The organism is Clostridium beijerinckii (assembly GCF_008705175.1).
GTDB classification, from domain to species: domain Bacteria; phylum Bacillota; class Clostridia; order Clostridiales; family Clostridiaceae; genus Clostridium; species Clostridium beijerinckii.
Genome location: NZ_CP043998.1, coordinates 263,142 through 283,167, shown reverse-complemented (window position 1 = coordinate 283,167; position 20,026 = coordinate 263,142). Strand labels below are relative to the sequence as shown.

Here is a 20,026-nt window from a genome sequence, read left to right as displayed (position 1 = left end):
TTCATAAATTTCTATAAAAATAATTTATGATTAGTCCTCAAAAAAATAGCCTATAGGATAGACTTTTATAAAATTATCTATCCTATAGGATCAAATTTAAAATTTATATACTTAATATTTAAATATTTATACCTATTATATTGGAATTATTAATTTATTATCTGCATAAGTTGTTCCTTACATTTAAAATAAGTATCCATACTTTTTTTAGATGAAAATATTTGTTCATAGTTTGCATACTCATTATAGTTGATATTATTATCGAATTCATTTTCCTCTACAATTCTAAAATCCGAGCTATCATTCTTTATAGGGAACTTCCCTAAAAATGGGTTCTTATATATGTATGAATTTTTCTCTTTATCTGTGTAAGCATGATCTGCAATATTAGAAAAATCGTTTATGCAGAAAACATACTCTTCATCATTTTTAATTAAATTGTAACCTAACATAGATTCAAGCTGTTTGGAATGATTTCCACCTATTTCTATAGATACAGGTTCATAAATATAAATACTTTCCTTATTAATATTCCCCTTGATAACTTTGGTAATGTTAATCTGAGTCAAAACCGCACTATCTAAAATTTCATGTTCACCTGTTGCAACTCCTTCTACTATATAATCTGAAAAATCACTCATATCAATATTATTTTCATCGCTTATATCTGTGAATACACTACCTGAATATCTTAAATCTTTATATGGATAATATGAATATTGATTCTTTTCTGAGAGAAATTTATTATAATCATAATTGATGATAGATGATCTTAATATTAATGATGATATTATGCCTATACATATTATTAAAAATATAATAAGATAAAATAAATTTTTTTCTGATTTAAATTTCATATACTCTACCAAGATCAACTTTAAACTTCTTATCAGCTAACCTATCAATGTCCTCACTAATATGACTAGCTATTAAAATAGTTGCTCCTCTGCTCCTTTCTTCTCTTAATATATTTCTCACTCTGATTGCCGACTCTTCGTCCAGAGAATTAGTAGGTTCATCTAATATAATAAGATCTTGAGATTCCATAAATGCTTGTACTAAAGCTAATTTTTGTTTCATTCCTAATGAATATTTTCTAAATTTTCTTTTATCTTGTGGATTTAACCCTATTCTTTGCATTGATTCCATTATAGCTCTATCATCCACTATATTCTTTATACTTGCTATATTCTTCAAATTATCAAATCCAGTTTGATCATTCCAAAACCCTGTATTCTCAATAGTTATACCACATGATTCAGGGAAATCAATTTCTTTTCCAATCACTTTGTCATTAATTGAGACCTCACCACTTGTTGGTCTAATTAATCCTGAGATAGTTCTAAATAGCATAGTCTTCCCTGATCCATTACTCCCTAGGAATCCATAAATTTTTCCTTTTTCTAAAGATAAACTTATACTATCTAAAATTTTAGAATCTTTTACTACTTTACTAACATTCTTTAATTCAATGTAACTCATAACTCCTCCTACTAACCTTCAAAATTAAACATATCTCTTTTTTTCTTAATTGATGTAGATATAATATAAAAAATCAATGCTATAATTAATGTTTTCCTACATACTTCATAAATAATGAAATCATTAGAACCGCAAGGTATTGAAAAGCTTGCAGAAATATTAAGATATTGATTCAATAGAAAGTTATCAATTAAGTTTAATATGGAATATATTATGAAAGGAATTGTTATAGCGAACTTTAAATTCAATGTTTTGAAATACACTAATGTAGCAAAAAAACCTACTGACATGAATGCAGCAGCTTGAGTTATTGTATTAATTGCTAGATACATCTTCCAATTGTCATATTTTATAACAGATGAATTTAAGACTATATATATGACTGGTATTACATTCAATATAAGTGTAAAAATTATTGCTAGGAATATTTGGTTCTTTATTATAGACAATCTCCATTTCTCTATAGTTTGAAATCTGATTATTATATAATCTTTATCATAATAATCTATAAGTATACTCAGCAATAGTAAGTATGCTAACATGATTGCTCCTATTCTGCTGAAAAAGCCTACCCCGATATCATAAATATCGAAATTACTATAATTCGCAGTTGTACCTATTGAAAAATTATATATTAAAACTGCAAATATAAATAGAAATAAAAAGATTGATTTAATATCTAATAACGCTTTCTTTAAATATATGCTCATAAACTATATGCTTTCCTTTCTTTTTATAACTAAATAATTTCTTTCTTTATTCCTATCACAAATGTAATCACTGTTAGTAATATCCAAATAGATAATACCATTAAAAATTTTTTAAACTCAGCTGGCCAAGTTTGAATATACATTTGCATTTGATAATCATCAGACAAAAACATTTCAGTCCCATTAACTATTAAAAATGTTATAATAACCATTATTATTTTATTTATTTTAAATATCATCGATAAATTAAATGCTATTAATGAGGATATTGAACAAAATAATGCGGTAATAATAATAATAATAAAATTATATAAGTGCGGAAATCTATCATAAATATCTTGTAAAAAATACTCTGCTTTATTATTTTGAATTATTAAGTATGCAGGTTGTCCATTATTGATGCCTACATCAGGTATTGATATCCATGTTAATATTTCATTAAATCCAAGTATAAAAAATATAGAAACAAATGTAACTGTAAATATTGTAATTGTTTTGGCTATTATATATCTTTTCTTACCTGATCTCATTAAAAAAATTGAATACATGTTATTCTCTCTCTGCTCTATAAAAGAATCACTATACATTAAGGTACATATTAACGGAGCAATTAATACAAATGTTAAAAATATAGTTCTTATATCACTAGAGCTAATTATCATACTGTAATCTGTCGTCTTTCCCAATTGTAATGAATTGCGCTGAAATGTTTGTTTAAATAACATTGCATATGATAAAATTGTTAACCCAAATAAAATAGAAAAACAATATTTAAACTTCTTACTATTTAAACATCTGCTAAATTCCATTTTTAATTCATTCTTCATTTTTTTCCTCCCATTTGATTGTGAAAAGAGAGCATTTAAGCTCTCTTTTCACAATTAAATTGTTTATTGATAATCTAATTCTCCATCAGTGATATAGCTAGTATTTTTATGATCATAATGATCACGAAGTTGCATATCTATTGGAGATCCCTTTTGGATTACTGTTCCGTCAACAGGATGAATGGTACAATTTTGCCAACCTGAATAGGTACTAATGCTCTTCCAATCCAAAACAGAATTTCCATTAGCATCTAACGCACGCATATCAACTTTTGTTGTACCTTGCATGCTCTTTGCTAAAATTGCTACCTCTTTATCATCATGATTTTTTGCGCGGTATCCCATATCAGTTACTTGTTGATGTGGTTGGAGTATTGCATTTGAGCTATTTAATGGTAAAGTTTTGTAGTGCGAGCTTGCTGCTGCTGGTATAATGCTAGCGCATAGTAATGCTCCTAAAGTGATTTTAGCTATTAAGTTTTTTTTCATGGTTATTCTCCCCCTTTAAATTGTAGATTATTTACAATTACATATTCTCACAATATTGTAATTAATTAAATAGCTTTTTCTCTAATCATACAAATTTATGCATTAAACGTAAACTTTTTGGTACTAAGTTCAAATTATCAAAAATTTTCTTTTTATTCCAAAAAGCAGCCGTTTTATGCTAATAACCTATAATTATTCTTAATAAAAATATAAATAAAACCAAATTGCCCAATCTAAATTTAAATATTTTATCTCTTACTTTATTATATATAACATTGCTTAGATTCTAATTTTAATTCGAATTCTTTTAACCTGATAGAACTTTTTTTAAATCTATAAATTATCATATATTATGCTTCCTATAGTTAGTTTCGAAAATAAAATAAGCATAAAGATTCAGAATTAAACCTGATTTCTTCATGCTATATATATTTGGAATAAAGCTCTATCAAAATATTTTTTTAATATACTAATTAATATGCCATTTTTCTCAATTCATCAAATTTACTGACTATAATATCTATTTCATTACTTAATTTAGAAAAGTTATTTCTAGATTGCTGAATATTTTTTAACCGATTCTTTAATTTTTCTATTTCATCATTTGCATCCTCAGTCAAACAATACATCTTTTTCAATGTATCATTCATACTTAAAACCAATTCTTTAGTGCCAATAGAAAGCTTTTTAACTTCATCTGCCACTACCGAAAATCCTCTTCCAGCATCACCTGCTCTTGCAGCCTCTATTGATGCATTAAGTGCTAGCAGATTAGTTCTAGACGCAACATTATTTATCTCAGATGATATATTTTCTATAAATTTTGTATGAGCTAAAAGCTCTTCAAAGGTTTCAATAAAACTATTCATTTCATCTCCTCTGTTAGCTACTTCCTCTGAGAAAGTTATATTTCCTCTCACTTCATTTAGTAAATTAGATATAGTTTCAATGCATTCTTTTGTCTGAATTTCTCCATTATTTATTAAATTGTTATTTTCTTGCATTATTATCTTCTCCTCCCTAAAGCTCGCTTATTAAATCATCTAAAAAACTACTTATAATACCTAGTTCCTCTTTATCATATTTACTTAATATTTTCACAAACTTCTCGCTCTCAATTTTATGAAGCATTTCATGTACTTTAAAAACTTCTTTGCCTTGCGCTGTCAGTGTATAATAAATTTCTTTTTTATTATTTTCTAAGTGATTTCCTTTTATCAATTCTTTCTTTAGCAACTTACTGGTAATCTTAGATATAGCACCTTTCGTCATATTTAATTCTTTTGATATAAATGTTGCATTAATTAATTGATTTTTTCCAATACAATCAATTACGTGAATTTCCGAAAGCATTAGACCCATATCATAAAGATCCTTATGATTATATTGGATTAGCAAATTTTTTATTTCATCCCCGTGACTGTCCATTGAATTATTTATATGTTCAAAAGCTGTTACAAGCTTATTTATTGTTAAATCCATCTCAAATTTTGCATTTTCTTTGTTCATAATTGTAATCTCCCTTTAAAATTAATTTCTTTGGAAACAACTATATTATAACTGTTATTATGCACATATTCAATATTATTTTCAAAAAAATAGTTTACAAGGAAATAATATTATGATATTATGATGTTGTTTCCCAGGAAACTATTCAAATATATTGGAGGTTATAAAATGAAAATTGATTTAAGTTTTAAAATTAAAAAAGAAATGTTAGATGAAATACACGCTACTACTAAAGCCACTAATGAAGCAGCTGAAAAATCTGGACATATAGGCACTCATTTAGATGTCATGAATGGGGAATTTTCACTAGATAATATTATTACAAACGGTAAAATATTTGATATAAGCCATATAAAAACTGGTGAAGTAAAATTAGAAAATTTAGATTTAAGCGACATAAAAGAGAATGATTTTGTATTATTTCATTCAGGGATATTAAAGCAATATGGATATGGTACAAAAGAATATTTTTCAACATACATCGAATTATCTGATGAACTAGTAGATTATCTTATTAATAAGAAGGTAAGCTTTATAGGAGTAGATATGGCAGGAGCTAAAAAACCTAAAGATCATCATCGTATTGATTTACATTGTGCAGAAAAGAGAATTTTCATCATTGAAAATCTTGTTAATTTAGATTTATTATTAAAAGAAGCTCCTAAAAAATCTTTCACAGTATATACTTTCCCTACAAACATGAGCGGCTTCTCTGGTCTATCTTGCAGAGTAATTGCTGATATATAAACTTATATTAAATTTCTATTAATATATAATATAAGCATGCATGAAATTTACTTACACGAACTTATGCATGCTTAATATTTATAGAAATTATGTCACAGTCATATTTCTTCTCCTTTTATAAAAGTGGTTTTTTAGCATTTGCCCTGCTGTATATCATCTCATTACGATATATAAAATATTGATTCAACGGTCACTTGACAAAAGTGTATGGTAACCATATACTATTGTCATGGATAGATTTATAGATAACAAACATAAAATTGCATATGATTCTCTTGATTTAGCATTTGCCTTAATCGATCTTGATAAAAAGACACGCTATTTCGGAACTGATGTGCCAATTTTTCACTCTGAAATTCATATAATAAAGGCCATTGCTGAACATCCTGGTATTCATGTGGGTGGATTAGCAGATATTCTAGGAGTAACAAAAGGGTCTGTTTCCGAAATCCTCAAAAAGCTAGAGAGAAAGGCTCTGGTTGTAAAGGAAATTGATAATCTTAATTTATCTAGATATTCGTTGAATCTGAGTGAAAAAGGTAAAAAAGCTCATAGCAGCCATATGTACTATCATTCTATTTTGAACAGAATGTTTGAAGATGAGCTACAAAATGCTTCCGAATATGAATTAGAATTTTTGTCAAACTTTTTATCGTCTATGATAAACAAAGTTAAATTCTTTAATGAAAACTTTGATGAATAAATACTTTACGCAAGTGCATGGATTCTATATTCATTATAATTTAAGCTAGAAAATGCTAATATCAAAAAGAGAAAATTATCAGAGGTCAGATATGACTTCTGATAATTACAAAATATGTAAGTGAATATATAAACAATTACCCCAAAGTATATGGCAACCATACACCATTTATCTATAATCAAAGCAAGAAACTCATAGTAACTATGTGAACTACCATTCTATTGTTGCAAATACAGTTGGATATGAACCACAAAATGCCTCCAAACATGAATTGGAATTTTTCTCATTCATGATAAGCAAAATTAAATTTTTTAATTAAAATTTTATGCATGTGTATGGATGCTATACACTTTTCATCACAATTAAGTTAGGAGGAGATAATATGAAAAAGAAAAAATCATTAAAGTCATTTCTGAGTTTTGATAATAGTAAAGTGAGTAAGAGAAAGCCACTTGATGCTGATGAAAGAGGTTTATGGACTACTGAAATGAGTTTATGGACTATCTATACTTCTTTAGCCTCATGCGTTCTCTTTGGTTCTTATCCATATGAGTGTCCAATATTTCCACCAACGAATCTTTCCAATAACAAATTGGAAAGCAATAAATTTGATGGACTCTAAAAAAATAAGATAAATGAAGAATTGTACCAAAGTGTATACCACCAATACGCTTCAATCTATAATTAATGCAAGGAGGATCAGTGATGTATCAAAATAGGCGTTATTCCCAGAAAAAACTTAGTCCTTCAAAAGAAGAATATTTAAAAGCCATATATAAGTTATCTGAAAAAACACAATCGGTACGTTCGATTGACCTTGCTGCTTATTTAGGATTTTCAAAGCCAAGTATTAATAATGCTGTGGCTATCTTGCAAGAGGCCGGATTAGTTGTTAAGCCTTTAGGCGGGGAAATCCATCTCACTGATGAAGGACGTAAACAAGGCCAAATAATTACAACTAAGTTTCAGCTAATAAAACAATTCTTAATTGTCTATTGCAATGTTAATGAGCAAACAGCAAGTGAAGATGCCTGCAAAATGGAGCATATTATCAGTGATGAAGCTACTTTTGCTTTAAAAAAATATTTAAATCAAGTATAAACATATGATAATTTTAAGGAGAAACTATATAAATGAATCAATTACGTAATGAACAGAAAAAGAACCTACATCCATATTCAAGAAGATCTATACAAATAGTGCTGATAATCGGAATTACATTTACTGCAGCGAATTTGCGTGCACCTTTAACAGCAGTTGGCCCGTTGATCGATGAAATTCGTAGAAGCTTACATATTTCAAATACATTGGCGGGTATGATTACAACACTTCCGTTATTCGCTTTTGCAGGATTTTCACCTTTCGCTCCAAATTTGGCGCGAAAATTTGGCACTAAGTTAGTGCTTTTTTGGTCACTTATCTTCCTGACTTTGGGAATTATATTACGTTCGTTGTTTGGAGATTTAGGACTGTTTCTTGGTACAGTAATCCTTGGATTATCAATTTCTGTAGGTAATGTGCTGATTCCCAGCCTAATAAAACACGAATTTCCTGAACGGGTCGGTGTAATGACAGGCATCTATACTGCTTCTATGGGCCTTTTTGGCGCTATAGCGTCCGGTATCAGTGTCCCCGTTGCTTCAGAATCAGGATTAGGATGGGGAGTAGCCTTAAGCATTTGGGCTGCACTTAGTTTCTTATCCATTATCCTCTGGATACCTCAAATTACACGAAGAAAACAAAAAATATCTATTGTTCAAAGAACGGTTCATAATGGCATTAGAATAAACGCCAAAGACATCCACGAAAAAAAAGGTGAAATGGAGATCGTTAAGGCAAATGGTACTAGTATTAATAAGATTAATCTCTGGAAATCTCCTTTAGCATGGCAAGTGACAGTATATATGGGATTACAGTCTATGCTACTCTATTGCATGATTGCGTGGTTACCAGCTATTTTAGTTCATCAAGGTATGGATTCAAGCAAAGCAGGATGGATGCTCTCCCTTTACCAACTGGTATCTCTTCCTACATCCTTTGTTGGTTCTGTACTTGCTGGGCGTAAGGCTAATCAACGTCCACTAGTTATCACTGCTTCCATATGTGTTTTGGTAGGGCTTTTGGGAATATTCCTCGGAGAAACAGAGCTTACAGCACTATGGATGATTATATTAGGTATTGGCGGAGCGCTTACTTTTTGCTTAGCTCTTATATTTTTCAGCTCTCGTACAAGAAATGCAGATGAGGCGGCAAGACTGTCCGGCATGGCGCAATCAGGAGGCTACTTGCTCGCTGCTTTCGGGCCGATGCTTTTTGGTTTTCTGCATGATGCAGTTAACAACTGGACGTTGCCACTTATTATCTTAATCTGTGCTGCCGGATTATGCTTATTGGCCGGTCTAGGAGCATCGCGCAATCTTTATGTTAGTAAAAATACTAGCAATAAAGCCACCATCTAGATCTTCTATCTATAATCTAGATTAATGTAGTAAACTATTTTTAATTTAAAAATAACATCCAAAAAGGTGGTTTTGATATGAAAACCACCTTTTTTCCAATACAGCTAGCAATCACATTATTATGGCAGCTGACTATATGGCAAATTCTCTTCCTGCATGATGGTGTTATGTGAATATCTTAGACACAAAAGTTAAACTTTTAAAATGCATTTTGTTAAGCCAAATTTTCTCCATCTTTAAATGCTCTTAAAGATAACTCATTAAAAACTTCATCATCTGTTCCACAGTAGTGGATGCAATCTTCTAATTTCCAACCAAATACATCAAAAATATTATTAACATATTTAATGGCTTCTGCACCCTTTTTAGGATCTAAGCTTCCTTGAGCAAATACAGTTATTAACTTTTTACCTGGATGTCTAGGAATAAACTTATTTGGAAGCTCTTCAACCATTGGAAACGTACGATCTAACCAAGTTTTTGCTTGACTTGTAATTTGATACATATATATTGGGGAACCAAATACAATAGCATCTGCCTCAGCAATAGCTTTATACATTGGTTGTAAATAATCATTGACAGCACAGCCATCATGAGTACGACAATAAAAACAACCTTGACATCCACGGATTCCAGTATCATTTAAATCAAATTCAATGACCTCAGCACCTTTGGATTTTGCTCCTTTTGCTACTTGATCTAATAATTTTGTAGTATACCCATTCTTTCTTGGACTACCCTTAAAAATAACTACTTTTGACATTTTTCATCTCTCCTAAATATAAAAATTTGAATCCTGTGTTTCTATATCTTCCTTAGTATCTTTTCAATCCAACTAAAAATACGTTCATTTGCAATTAATTTAGCTCCAGCTTGGCAATGAAATTCAGCACCTTCTTCAGCTGTAAATAAAATAAAATCTTTATAGCAGGTAATCTCCTCATACAATTGCCTTGCTTGATCTCTAAGCAGTTTGTCATTTTCCGAATCAACGATTAAGGTAGGGCATTGTATTCTTTCTGCTAATCCTTTCATATAAAAATCTCCAACCTTTAGAATGAATTCAGCAGGGGTATTTACACCAAATACATACATTCCATGTGAAAAACTCCATTTTGCTTTTGAGTTTAATTCCATTTTTTCCTTAACAGCGTTATTAAATCCCTCTGAATCAGAAAGTGCGAAATTTAAAAATTCTTCTCTTGGCATATTAAAGATACTTGTAAATCCTCCTAAAAAGTCATATACTCCTCCATTTGCTATGCAGCCTGCAAGTCGATGTTCAAAAGCTGCAGCTCTAGGAGCAAGATACCCACCTAAGCTTTGTCCCCATAAGACAATTTTATTTGGATCAACTTCTTTTCTTGTAAGCAGATAGTCTACAACTGGGGTTATAACCTTCTCGTAGTCATGTCTGAAAAATAGTTGTTGTTTATGTACGGCCTCTCCTTGTCCTGGTCCCTCGAAAGTAATACAATGCATACCGTGTTCAAGTGCATCCATTGCCATTCCGTAAAATGCTTCCTTTGTTCCATCAAAGCCAGTCATAGCAATTAAAACTGGTTTAGGTTCCTCTGAATCCTCTAATTTATAAAAATGTCCTGTAAGTACTGTATTTTCATATGGAATTTTCACTTCTTCAATAACAGGCTTATTAAGTTTCATAACATTAGAAAAGCAATCTAGGCTCGCGTTGTATAACTTATCTATCTTTGGGTCTTCTGGATTTTCATGAAGGTAAAATTCTGCAATTCTATAATAATTAGATGCTCTAAGATAGGCTTTTCTTGCACTTATCAAGTGACCATCTGAATAGCTATCCTCTGCAACTTTTTGCAAACGCTTGGCTGTTTTTGTCCATTCTCCACACCAGCTCTCATAATCTCCTTCTTTTATCTTTTCTGCTGTTGAAACCACCTCTCCTATATCAGCAGCTTTGAAAGCAGTGTCTCCAAGAAGTCCTAATACCTTAGATGCGAATTGATCATCTTTAAAAATCAAATTATTCATAGTTATTCTCCTTTGCAGTATTTATTGTTTATGCAACACCTTGTTGCTATAATTTAAATATATCAGATATAGATTTGTATTCAACCAACAATATTTATAGTTTGTTTTATATACAACAAAGGAGTGAAAATGTTGCAGAATAAACATGATATTCGAACAAAAAGGACACATCAGCAAATAAGAGATGCTCTTATTGATCTTATTTTTGAAAAACATTTCGATAATATTACAGTCGGTGATATTACTAATAGAGCCATGATTAATCGTTCTACCTTTTATAGGTATTATCAGGATAAATACGATGTTGTACTAAAAATCTTTGAAGAAGCAATGGAAAGAATGAAGAAAGATTTAGGTCCTCCTAAAGAAAGCCTTAAGTATCTTAATGAAGACCAAAGATCTGATCCCTGGGTGAAGCTATTTGATCACTTTGCTGAAAACAGTAGATTATATCTTGCAATGCTGGATGATTCATGTAACATATGGTTTATGTCTAGACTGCGCAGCAACATCATCTCAATGTTAAGAGAGCGCGAAAACTTGCGAAGCTCTTTTCTTGTAAGTGATAAAGACTGCTCCCCAGAGATTCAGGAAATGGCGTTCTTATTTACCGCTAATGCTTTAATCGGTACTATTGATTGGTGGTTAAAGTCAAACTGTACTCCAGATTCAGAGAAAATGTCTTATTTATTTAGAGCTTATTTTAAAAATGGATATGTAGGAATGCTGAATAGAGATTAATTTTGTCTGCTGCTCTTACTACTTTTATTCCTGCCCCCCTTCCCTTAGGCGAAACATCTTCAATATTGATCCCAACTAAATATTCTTTACTATAATTAATTGCAAAAATAAAAGAAGCATGAAGATTCAGGATTGCCCCTGCTTTCTTCATGCTCAATATAAATTATTATTCTACTGTTACAGATTTAGCTAAGTTTCTTGGCTTGTCTATATCGCAACCTTTATTTCTAGCTGTATAGTAAGCTAAAAGTTGTAATGCAACTACAGCAACTATTGGTGAAACTAAGTTAAGAAGTTCTGGAATTCTAATTACTTTATCGAAAATTGATTCATCTAATACATCATTTTCGTAAGCAATTGCAATTACTTCTGCTCCTCTAGCTTTAACTTCAACTATATTACTTACCATCTTTTCTCTTAATGATTTTTGAGTTAATAATGCTATTACTTTAGTTCCTTCTTCAATTAAAGCAATTGTTCCATGTTTTAATTCTCCACCAGCATATGCTTCTGAATGGATATATGAAATTTCTTTAAGCTTTAATGATGCTTCTATAGATAATGCATAGTCAGCACCTCTACCTAAATAGAATACATCTGTTTCATCAGTTAAAAGATTTGCAATTTCTTCTACTTCACTTGCTTTATCTAAAATTACTTGAACCTTTTCAGGTACTAATAATAATGCTTCTTTTAATTCTTTTTCTAATTCCTTAGTCATTAATCCCTTTAATTCACTGAAATACATTGCCATCATATACATAACAACAACTTGTGTTGTATATGCCTTAGTAGAAGCTACTGCTATTTCTGGACCTGCCATTGTATATAATACGTCGTCAGCTTCTCTAGAAATTGTACTTCCTACAACATTTGTTATAGCTAAAGTTTTAGCTCCAGCTTTCTTACAATCTCTAAGAACCGCTAATGTATCAGCAGTTTCTCCTGATTGGCTTAATGTTATTACAAGGGATTTATCAGTTACTAATGGGTCTTTATATCTAAACTCTGATGCTATATCAACTTCAACTGGAATTCTTGCTAATTTTTCAATTGCTACTCTTCCCATAAGTCCTGCATTATATGCAGTTCCACAAGCTACTATAAAGATTCTATCTATATTATTAAGATCCTCTTTTGATAACTTAAAGTCTCCAAAAGTGATATCATGACTCATTGATAATCTTGATGCCATTGTATCTCTAATAGCTTTTGGTTGTTCGTTGATTTCCTTTAACATAAATGAATCATATCCACCCTTTTCAGCAGCATCTTCATTCCAAGTTACTTTGAAAACATCTTTCTTTATTTCACTTCCATCAGCGCTTAAAATTTTAGCGCCATCTTTGCTTATAACAACAAATTCTCTATCTTCTAAAAGATAGATATCTCTTGTATAGCTTATTATCGCTGGAATATCTGAAGCAATAAATGTTTCATCTTGTCCTAAACCAACAATTAGCGGACTATCTTTTCTTACTGCAATTAGCTTGTCCGGTTCTGCTCCAGTTACTACACCTAGGGCATAACTTCCTTCTAATCTTTCAGTAGCTTTAACTACTGCTTTAAAAAGATCTCCTTCATAATAGTAATGAATCAAATTTGGTATTACTTCAGTATCTGTTTGAGATACAAATTCGTATCCTTCTCCTTTAAGCCATTGTCTAAGTTCTAGATAGTTTTCTATAATTCCGTTATGAACTACAGTAATATCTCCCTTTGAACTTTGGTGTGGATGTGAATTAATATCTGATGGCTCTCCATGAGTTGCCCATCTAGTATGACCGATACCAAGTGTTCCTTCAGCTTTGCCTTGTCCTAAATTATCAGTTAAGTTAGTAAGACGACCTTTATGCTTTTCGATACTTACTTTACCATCATTAACGACTGCAATACCCGCTGAATCATAACCTCTATACTCTAACTTTGATAATCCATCTACTAAAAAAGATTTTGCTGATCTACTTCCTAAATATCCAACTATTCCGCACATATTTATTCTTCCTCTCTTTTTTCATATAATATTTAATTTTAATTCTTCTTTTAACTTCATTCCTAGCACAATTATAAAAGGGCATAGTAATCCTAGAAATTAAAATTAAAACAAAGGTTTTAACACCAGACTGAATTTGTCCTGTGAATCACTTCACAGTTTTACCAGTCGTTTACGGTAGTGCGATACCGTGGGGCACCCGCCGAAGTTTCGATACTCCCCAACCTCGTCGACGTAAATGAAACTCCAAATCTTCGATTTGGATAGTTGAATTTACTCAGTGAACGAACCGTGAGTCGAGTTTCCTTTAAAAAGATTTCATTAGCTATTCGCGTAGCTTATATCAAAGCTTACTATTAACTAAATTCCTTTTATAAAAACCAACCCTGTAAAAATTCACTTTCAACTAAATTCCACTTAGTCCTGGCGCTTTTTATTGATTTTAAGAATTTCTTTCTTCTCCATTCATCACCTCTGTTTTCTTTATTTATGCCTCTTTGACTATTTTATCATATTATTTTCAATTGTCTATATTTATATATATATTTTATTATTACTTTTTGGTTACAAAATCATCTTCAGATAATTAATTATTAATATGTTAAATCACTAAAAATTATTAATAAAATATTTAAGGTGGATAATTATCCACCTTAAATGAGCTTTCTATATTGCTAAAACGTCATTATATGCCTTTTCTATCTTTTCTAATAAGTCATTATCATCGATATTAGCAACTTCTGCTATAGCTCCTTTTACGCCCTTTTCTTTTATTAATTCTTGTAGTTTTACACTTTGTGTATCTTCTTGATTATTGTAGTGTAATGCTGCACCTACTCCTAGTAATAAATTGTCAACGCTTAAGTCAAATCCTCTAGCAGTCATTAATGGTTTTATTAATCTATCACTATCACTTAATTTTCTAAGTGGCTCTCTTCCAACTCTTGATACATCATCTTTTAAGTAAGGATTTTTGAATCTTCCAATAATCTTATCTATATATTTGAAGTGAGCTTCTTTATCAAATTTATGCTTTTCTACTAAGCCCATTCCACTTTCTGTCATTGCTTTCTTAACAACATTATATATTTTTTCATCAGCTATACTTTCATCTATTGTTCCATAACCTTTTAAATTTCCTATATATGCTGTAATTGCATGACCAGTATTTAATGTGAATAGCTTTCTTTCTATATAAGCCATTAAATTATCTGCTAAATTCATTCCTTCAATTGCTGGAATACTTCCTTTGAATGCTTTTTCTTCAACATTCCATTCATAGAATTTTTCAACTACTACATCTAGAATATTTTCACTCTTAACTGGTGGAACAATTCTATCTACAGAGCAATCTGGGAATCCAACAAATTCTTCTAAATAAGCTTTTTCTTCTTCGCTTAGGCATTTTTCAACTTCTGCTTTTAATTGAGAACTTGCTTTTATTGCATTTTCACATGCAATTATATTTAATGGTGTTTTGATTCCTGCTTCTTTTCTAAGTTGTATTCCTTTAGCTATTGTTGGAGCTATTCTTGGTAATACAACAAGACCTACTGCTGTTGTTATAATTTCAGCTTCTTTTATTTCATCTAAAATTTCATCGTTTATAGAAATAACTCCGCTTATGTTTTCAACTACTATTTCTTCACAATTTACATCCATTACATGTATTGTGTATTTTTTATCTTCATTGATTTTATCAATTACTTCTTTATTTACATCAGCAAATACTACGTGATATCCTGCTTTTGAAAGTAATGCACCTATGAATCCTCTTCCTATGTTTCCTGCACCGAATTGAATTGCTTTCATATTACATTTCTCCTTCTTCTATAATCTCCATTATTTCTTCTGGTGTCTTTGCTTTTCTAAGTCTTTCAACATTTTCTTCATATTGAATAGTTAAAGCTATTTTTGATAATATCTCCATATGTTCATCGCCTTTTCCTGCTATCCCTATTACTATATAAGCAGTATTGCCTTCACCAAAATCTACACCATTAGGGTATTGAGCTATAACTATTCCTGTTTCAAGTATTTCTTTCTTGTATTCATTCATACCATGAGGAATAGCAACACCATTTCCCATGTAAGTTGTAACTTCTTCTTCTCTAGCTTTCATTCCCTCTATATAATTGTCTTTAACGTATCCTCCATTAATTAAAAGTTTACCAACTCTTTCTATCGCCTTGTCCTTAGATTCTGACGCAACATTTAATACTATTCCTTCTTTTACTAAAATTCCTTTTTCCATTAGTCTTCCTCCTCGTTATTTATAATATTAATTAAATAATCTCTAATATCTATAGTGTTACTTAGTCTTAGCATTTCAACAAATTCTTTCTTTTCTATTAATGAAACGCTTATTTTCCCAAGAATCTTAAGTATATAATTACTTTCAGTATTTCTTGCAAACATTACTATAAAGGTATCTACATCTTCTGTTGAAAATCCTATACTCTTCATAGATAAAGGTTTATTTATTCTATACACTCCTACAAATGGAGCAGTTATTGTATCACTTCTTGTGTGTATAAGGGCTACATGAGTTCCCGGAATTACAACATTTCCATTTTCCTCTCTCTTAAATATAAGATCCCTTATTACTTCTTTATCTGTTCCAATATCAATCCTGTGAATATCATCTACTATATAATTTATTAAATTAATAAATGAATCACTATCTGATTTTTTTAGCTGAAAATTCTTAACCATTGTATTGGCTAATTCATATTCGTGATTTGTTACTGTATTGTCTTTTGTTTGAGCAAATAATTCTAATTCTCTTTCATTATTACTAGCTTTAAAGTTAGAAATAAAATTACTTATATTCTCTATATCTACTTCAGTCATAAAGTGAGAAACAACAATCAGGTTATGTTTGGTTTTCAAGTTTACAGGAACAGTAGATAGGATCAAATCATATTTATTTTTATCAATTATACTATTAATGTCATGTAAGGATACAACATCAATAACATTGATTTCATTAAATATAGACTTTACTTTACTACAAAGTATTCTTGCAGTCCCTATGCCACTTGGGCATAAAACAAGTGCTTTTATATTCTTTGACATCGCTTGTTGCTTTTGCACTGCAACAGCAATATGCATTGTTATATATCCAACCTCTTCTGGAGGAATCTTAAAATTGTACCTGGAGAATATTAATCTGCAAGTATTTTTTATGATTTTATATAACTCTGAATAGTGTTCCTTTATTTCATTAATCAAAGGATTTATAACTTTCAATCCTAAATTTAACATATAAAATGTTTGTTTAAAATGCTGAGTCAAATCCCTTATTAGCTGCTCATCTTTAGTAATATCTACATATATTTTTGTTGATATTTCCTCTGTAACCTCTTTAGCAATATTCTCATAATTAATGTCTGATTCTATAAGATGCTTATTGTTAAAAAAGTATTTGTAATCACTTAAATATAAACATAAGTAAACAAGTTCATCTTCACATATATCTATATTATTCTTTTGCAGAACACTACCTAAATATTGTATTTTTTTATATTCCTCTAAAGATAATATACTATTTTTAATCTCTTGAGGTAAATATATAATTTCTCCATTCTTTGTCTTTTTTATAGATAGCAATACTTGGATAAACAAACTAAAGTATTTGACATCATTTCCTTTAAGATAATCAAAATCTATATCTTTTAATATATCCTTTACTAATTGGATAGCCTCATTCCCAAAAACAATGTTAAACAAAGTTTTAACTATCGGATCAACTTTTTCATCATAAAGAAATGCTATTAAATCTTCAAAAGGTTTAAAATCAAAGAATAGCTCCACTAATGCATTTCTCTTATTCCACTCTGACCCTTGAATACTTATCCCATAGCTACGTTTTCTAATCACACATAAATTCTTAGATATTAGCCTTTCTTCAATATTGTCTATATCAAGGCTTATACTTCCCATTACAACATTGAACTTATGACAAAAGTACGAAGCTTTTAGTGGCTCATTACTAACTAATAATTCACATATGATAACTATTTGTCTCTGTTCTTTACTTAATAGCCAAGGAATCGGAACCATATCTAATGATTTCTTTATCTCCTCTATATTTTCTTTATTACCTGAAATACTTAAATTCATATTTTCGTCATTAAATATAGTTATACTATTCTTCTTTAATCTTTTATTAATAGAAGAAAGTTCTCTTAAAATAGTTCTCTCACTTATGTCAAGATCTTTATGAAGCCGTTTTATATTAAAAGTTCCTTCATTTAATACTGTACTTAATATGAATTGTTGTCTAGGCGTTAAATTATTCATAATATCTCACCTGATTTATCTATTATTTTGTATATATTGATAGACTGATCATATCTATAACAATTAATTTTAACTTGAAGTAGAATCTTCAGATGTCATTAGATTTTGAATTTCTTAAATTCTTTTAAAAATAGATTTTCCTATTAAAGAAGATCCAATACACACATCTTAAATAAAACTGCTAATTTAAAGTTAATAACCCGTTGTATCATAAACGTTATCATCAGATCTACCAGTTTATCCAAAGTTCAAGTTGGAAGTCACTTTGTCTAAATAAAGTTTTATATAATAAAACCTCCTATTTAATTACTATAAATTATTGCTTCTTTCAATATATATATTACTCTATATGAAACATCCTTTCAATTCAAACAAGTTCAAAACTGTGATACATTTCTAATGACAAATTTAAAGTTTGACTATCATCCACTCTCATCTCTATTATTTATCAAATTTAAAAATGGCATTGGTAAATCAGTCCGTTTACCAATGCCTGTAAGTTATATTACTAAATTCTACTCTAGTTAATAATATCTTATTATTTTAATGTGTTAATAAACTCATCATACTTAGAACGATCTAAGAAGTTTTTAACTGTAATTATATTAGCAGTTTTAGCTGATTTTCTTGCTCTTTCAACTAAGTTTTCTTGAGTAAATACAACATCTGCTTCTTGTGGAATGCTATCAACTGATGAATGCTTAACTCCAACATCAGTAATTCCAGCATCTTTTAATGCTTTTTTAAGAATAGATTCTCCCATTGCAGAAGATCCCATACCTGCATCACAAGCAAAAACTATTAATTTAACATCAGCTTTTGATACATTAGCCGCAGTTTCTGAAGCTTTTGCGCCTTTACTTTCTGCTTTCATATCTTTCATCTTAGCTTGAGCTTCATCAATGTCTTGTTCTCCATTATCTTTTGATGCCTTAAGAATTATTGAACCAACTAAGAACGATACAATTGCACCTACAGCAACTCCTGCTAAAACAGATGCATAACTACCTTTTGGTGTCATCGCAAGTACTGCAAATATACTACCTGGTGAAGCTGGTGCTGCAAGTCCAGCATGAGTTAATACAAAAGTTAAATCTGCACATATTCCACCAGCTATTGCTGCTAATATTAATGCTGGTTTCATTAAAATGTAAGGGAAATATATTTCATGTATTCCTCCAAGAAAGTGAATTATTATAGCTCCTGGAGCTGATTGTTTTGCATTTCCTTTACCATAGAAAGTGTAAGCTAAAAGTATACCAAGACCTGGACCTGGATTTGCTTCAAGTAAGAAGAATATTGATTTACCAACTTCTTGTGCTTGTTGTATTCCAAGTGGAGATAATATTCCATGATTAATTGCATTATTTAGGAATAATACTTTAGCTGGTTCAATGAATATATCTATTAGAGGTAAAAGTCCCATATTTGTAACTATAGTAGCTAAACTTCCTAATGTGTTTGAAAAAGCTGTAACTACTGGTTCAATACAAGTATAACCTATAAGTGCTACGATTCCTCCAAAAATTCCAGATGAGAAGTTATTAACAAGCATTTCAAAACCTGTTGGAACTTTTCCTTCTAGGAATTGGTCAACTTTTTTAATTACAAATCCACCGAATGGTCCCATGATCATTGCTCCTAAGAACATTGGGATAGAAGCACCAATTACAACTCCTGTTGTTGCTATTGCACCAACTACTGCTCCTCTTTGACCATATACCATCTTACCACCTGTATATCCAATAAGTAATGGTAATAAGTAACTTAACATAGGGCCTACCATTTTACCGAAATATTCATTTGGAATCCATCCTGTTGGAATGAATAAAGCTGTAATTAAACCCCAAGCAATAAATGCACCAATGTTAGGTAATACCATACCGCTTAAAAAACTACCTAATCTTTGCACGCTTCCTTTAAGAGACGATTTGTTAGTTTCCATAATAAAACCTCCATCTATTTTTATTTATATAATTTATTATTAGTTCTTTCATTTACTATCTTAAACTATGAAGAATACCTTTTCAATTTAAACAACTTCAAATTTG

General features: G+C 30.2%; 20 protein-coding genes. 6 read left to right on the top strand and 14 right to left on the bottom strand.

What is annotated here, in order from left to right; all coding sequences use genetic code 11:
• Positions 1 to 149: 149 nt before the first annotated feature.
• From F3K33_RS01425 to F3K33_RS01395, 7 genes are all read right to left on the bottom strand, one after another.
• Positions 150 to 857, bottom strand: coding sequence for a hypothetical protein (locus F3K33_RS01425; RefSeq protein ID WP_039772641.1), 708 nt, complete (start codon positions 855 to 857; stop codon positions 150 to 152).
• Complete coding sequence (locus F3K33_RS01420) at positions 847 to 1,482, bottom strand: ABC transporter ATP-binding protein (protein ID WP_023974754.1); 636 nt, start codon at positions 1,480 to 1,482, stop codon at positions 847 to 849. Before F3K33_RS01420 ends, F3K33_RS01425 begins: the two co-directional genes overlap by 11 nt.
• Before the next feature lie 11 nt (positions 1,483 to 1,493).
• On the bottom strand, positions 1,494 to 2,192 hold the full coding sequence (locus F3K33_RS01415; protein ID WP_011967632.1) for a hypothetical protein: 699 nt from the start codon (positions 2,190 to 2,192) through the stop codon (positions 1,494 to 1,496).
• Positions 2,193 to 2,221: 29 nt separating this feature from the next.
• A complete protein-coding gene (locus F3K33_RS01410; RefSeq protein WP_011967631.1) occupies positions 2,222 to 3,019 on the bottom strand; it encodes a hypothetical protein in 798 nt (265 codons plus the stop codon).
• Between the two features lie 63 nt (positions 3,020 to 3,082).
• Positions 3,083 to 3,508: a hypothetical protein gene (locus tag F3K33_RS01405; protein WP_039772645.1), complete on the bottom strand. Its 426-nt coding sequence runs from the start codon at positions 3,506 to 3,508 to the stop codon at positions 3,083 to 3,085.
• Between the two features lie 473 nt (positions 3,509 to 3,981).
• A complete protein-coding gene (locus tag F3K33_RS01400; RefSeq protein WP_023974757.1) occupies positions 3,982 to 4,512 on the bottom strand; it encodes a methyl-accepting chemotaxis protein in 531 nt (176 codons plus the stop codon).
• A gap of 16 nt (positions 4,513 to 4,528) precedes the next feature.
• On the bottom strand, positions 4,529 to 5,017 hold the full coding sequence (locus tag F3K33_RS01395) for a MarR family transcriptional regulator (RefSeq protein ID WP_023974758.1): 489 nt from the start codon (positions 5,015 to 5,017) through the stop codon (positions 4,529 to 4,531).
• Positions 5,018 to 5,185: 168 nt separating this feature from the next.
• On the opposite strand from F3K33_RS01395, the gene F3K33_RS01390 reads away from it, so the two are divergent.
• From F3K33_RS01390 to F3K33_RS01370, 5 genes are all read left to right on the top strand, one after another.
• Complete coding sequence (locus F3K33_RS01390; RefSeq protein WP_023974759.1) at positions 5,186 to 5,764, top strand: cyclase family protein; 579 nt, start codon at positions 5,186 to 5,188, stop codon at positions 5,762 to 5,764.
• Positions 5,765 to 5,993: 229 nt separating this feature from the next.
• The gene (locus tag F3K33_RS01385) at positions 5,994 to 6,467 is read left to right on the top strand and encodes a MarR family winged helix-turn-helix transcriptional regulator (protein ID WP_023974760.1); all 474 of its coding nucleotides are present in this window, start codon (positions 5,994 to 5,996) and stop codon (positions 6,465 to 6,467) included.
• Between the two features lie 382 nt (positions 6,468 to 6,849).
• Complete coding sequence (locus F3K33_RS01380; protein WP_031275800.1) at positions 6,850 to 7,089, top strand: hypothetical protein; 240 nt, start codon at positions 6,850 to 6,852, stop codon at positions 7,087 to 7,089.
• Between the two features lie 83 nt (positions 7,090 to 7,172).
• On the top strand, positions 7,173 to 7,568 hold the full coding sequence (locus F3K33_RS01375; RefSeq protein ID WP_039772648.1) for a metal-dependent transcriptional regulator: 396 nt from the start codon (positions 7,173 to 7,175) through the stop codon (positions 7,566 to 7,568).
• Positions 7,569 to 7,600: 32 nt separating this feature from the next.
• Complete coding sequence (locus tag F3K33_RS01370) at positions 7,601 to 8,926, top strand: CynX/NimT family MFS transporter (RefSeq protein ID WP_039772650.1); 1,326 nt, start codon at positions 7,601 to 7,603, stop codon at positions 8,924 to 8,926.
• Positions 8,927 to 9,140: 214 nt separating this feature from the next.
• On the opposite strand, the gene F3K33_RS01365 is transcribed toward F3K33_RS01370, so the two are convergent.
• On the bottom strand, positions 9,141 to 9,689 hold the full coding sequence (locus F3K33_RS01365; protein WP_039772652.1) for a flavodoxin family protein: 549 nt from the start codon (positions 9,687 to 9,689) through the stop codon (positions 9,141 to 9,143).
• A 41-nt stretch (positions 9,690 to 9,730) separates the two neighbouring features.
• Positions 9,731 to 10,936: an alpha/beta hydrolase family protein gene (locus F3K33_RS01360; RefSeq protein ID WP_039772654.1), complete on the bottom strand. Its 1,206-nt coding sequence runs from the start codon at positions 10,934 to 10,936 to the stop codon at positions 9,731 to 9,733.
• 129 nt (positions 10,937 to 11,065) lie between these two features.
• Here F3K33_RS01360 and F3K33_RS01355 point away from each other — a divergent pair, with 129 nt between their 5' ends.
• Positions 11,066 to 11,677, top strand: a complete 612-nt coding sequence (locus F3K33_RS01355) for a TetR/AcrR family transcriptional regulator (RefSeq protein ID WP_039772656.1) — start codon at positions 11,066 to 11,068, stop codon at positions 11,675 to 11,677.
• Between the two features lie 166 nt (positions 11,678 to 11,843).
• Here the strand turns inward: F3K33_RS01355 and glmS are convergent, their stop codons facing one another.
• The 5 genes from glmS to F3K33_RS01325 form a co-directional block, all read right to left on the bottom strand.
• Entirely contained in the window at positions 11,844 to 13,670 is a 1,827-nt protein-coding gene (gene glmS, locus F3K33_RS01345; RefSeq protein WP_011967598.1) for a glutamine--fructose-6-phosphate transaminase (isomerizing), read from the bottom strand.
• Positions 13,671 to 14,336: 666 nt separating this feature from the next.
• Positions 14,337 to 15,482, bottom strand: coding sequence for a mannitol-1-phosphate 5-dehydrogenase (locus F3K33_RS01340; RefSeq protein WP_011967597.1), 1,146 nt, complete (start codon positions 15,480 to 15,482; stop codon positions 14,337 to 14,339).
• Between the two features lies 1 nt (position 15,483).
• The gene (locus F3K33_RS01335) at positions 15,484 to 15,924 is read right to left on the bottom strand and encodes a PTS mannitol transporter subunit IIA (RefSeq protein WP_011967596.1); all 441 of its coding nucleotides are present in this window, start codon (positions 15,922 to 15,924) and stop codon (positions 15,484 to 15,486) included.
• Positions 15,924 to 17,975 (bottom strand): BglG family transcription antiterminator, encoded by a 2,052-nt coding sequence (locus F3K33_RS01330; RefSeq protein WP_039772659.1) that lies wholly within the window; start codon positions 17,973 to 17,975, stop codon positions 15,924 to 15,926. Before F3K33_RS01330 ends, F3K33_RS01335 begins: the two co-directional genes overlap by 1 nt.
• Positions 17,976 to 18,513: 538 nt before the next feature.
• Positions 18,514 to 19,920: a PTS mannitol transporter subunit IIBC gene (locus F3K33_RS01325; protein ID WP_039772661.1), complete on the bottom strand. Its 1,407-nt coding sequence runs from the start codon at positions 19,918 to 19,920 to the stop codon at positions 18,514 to 18,516.
• Positions 19,921 to 20,026: the final 106 nt, after the last annotated feature.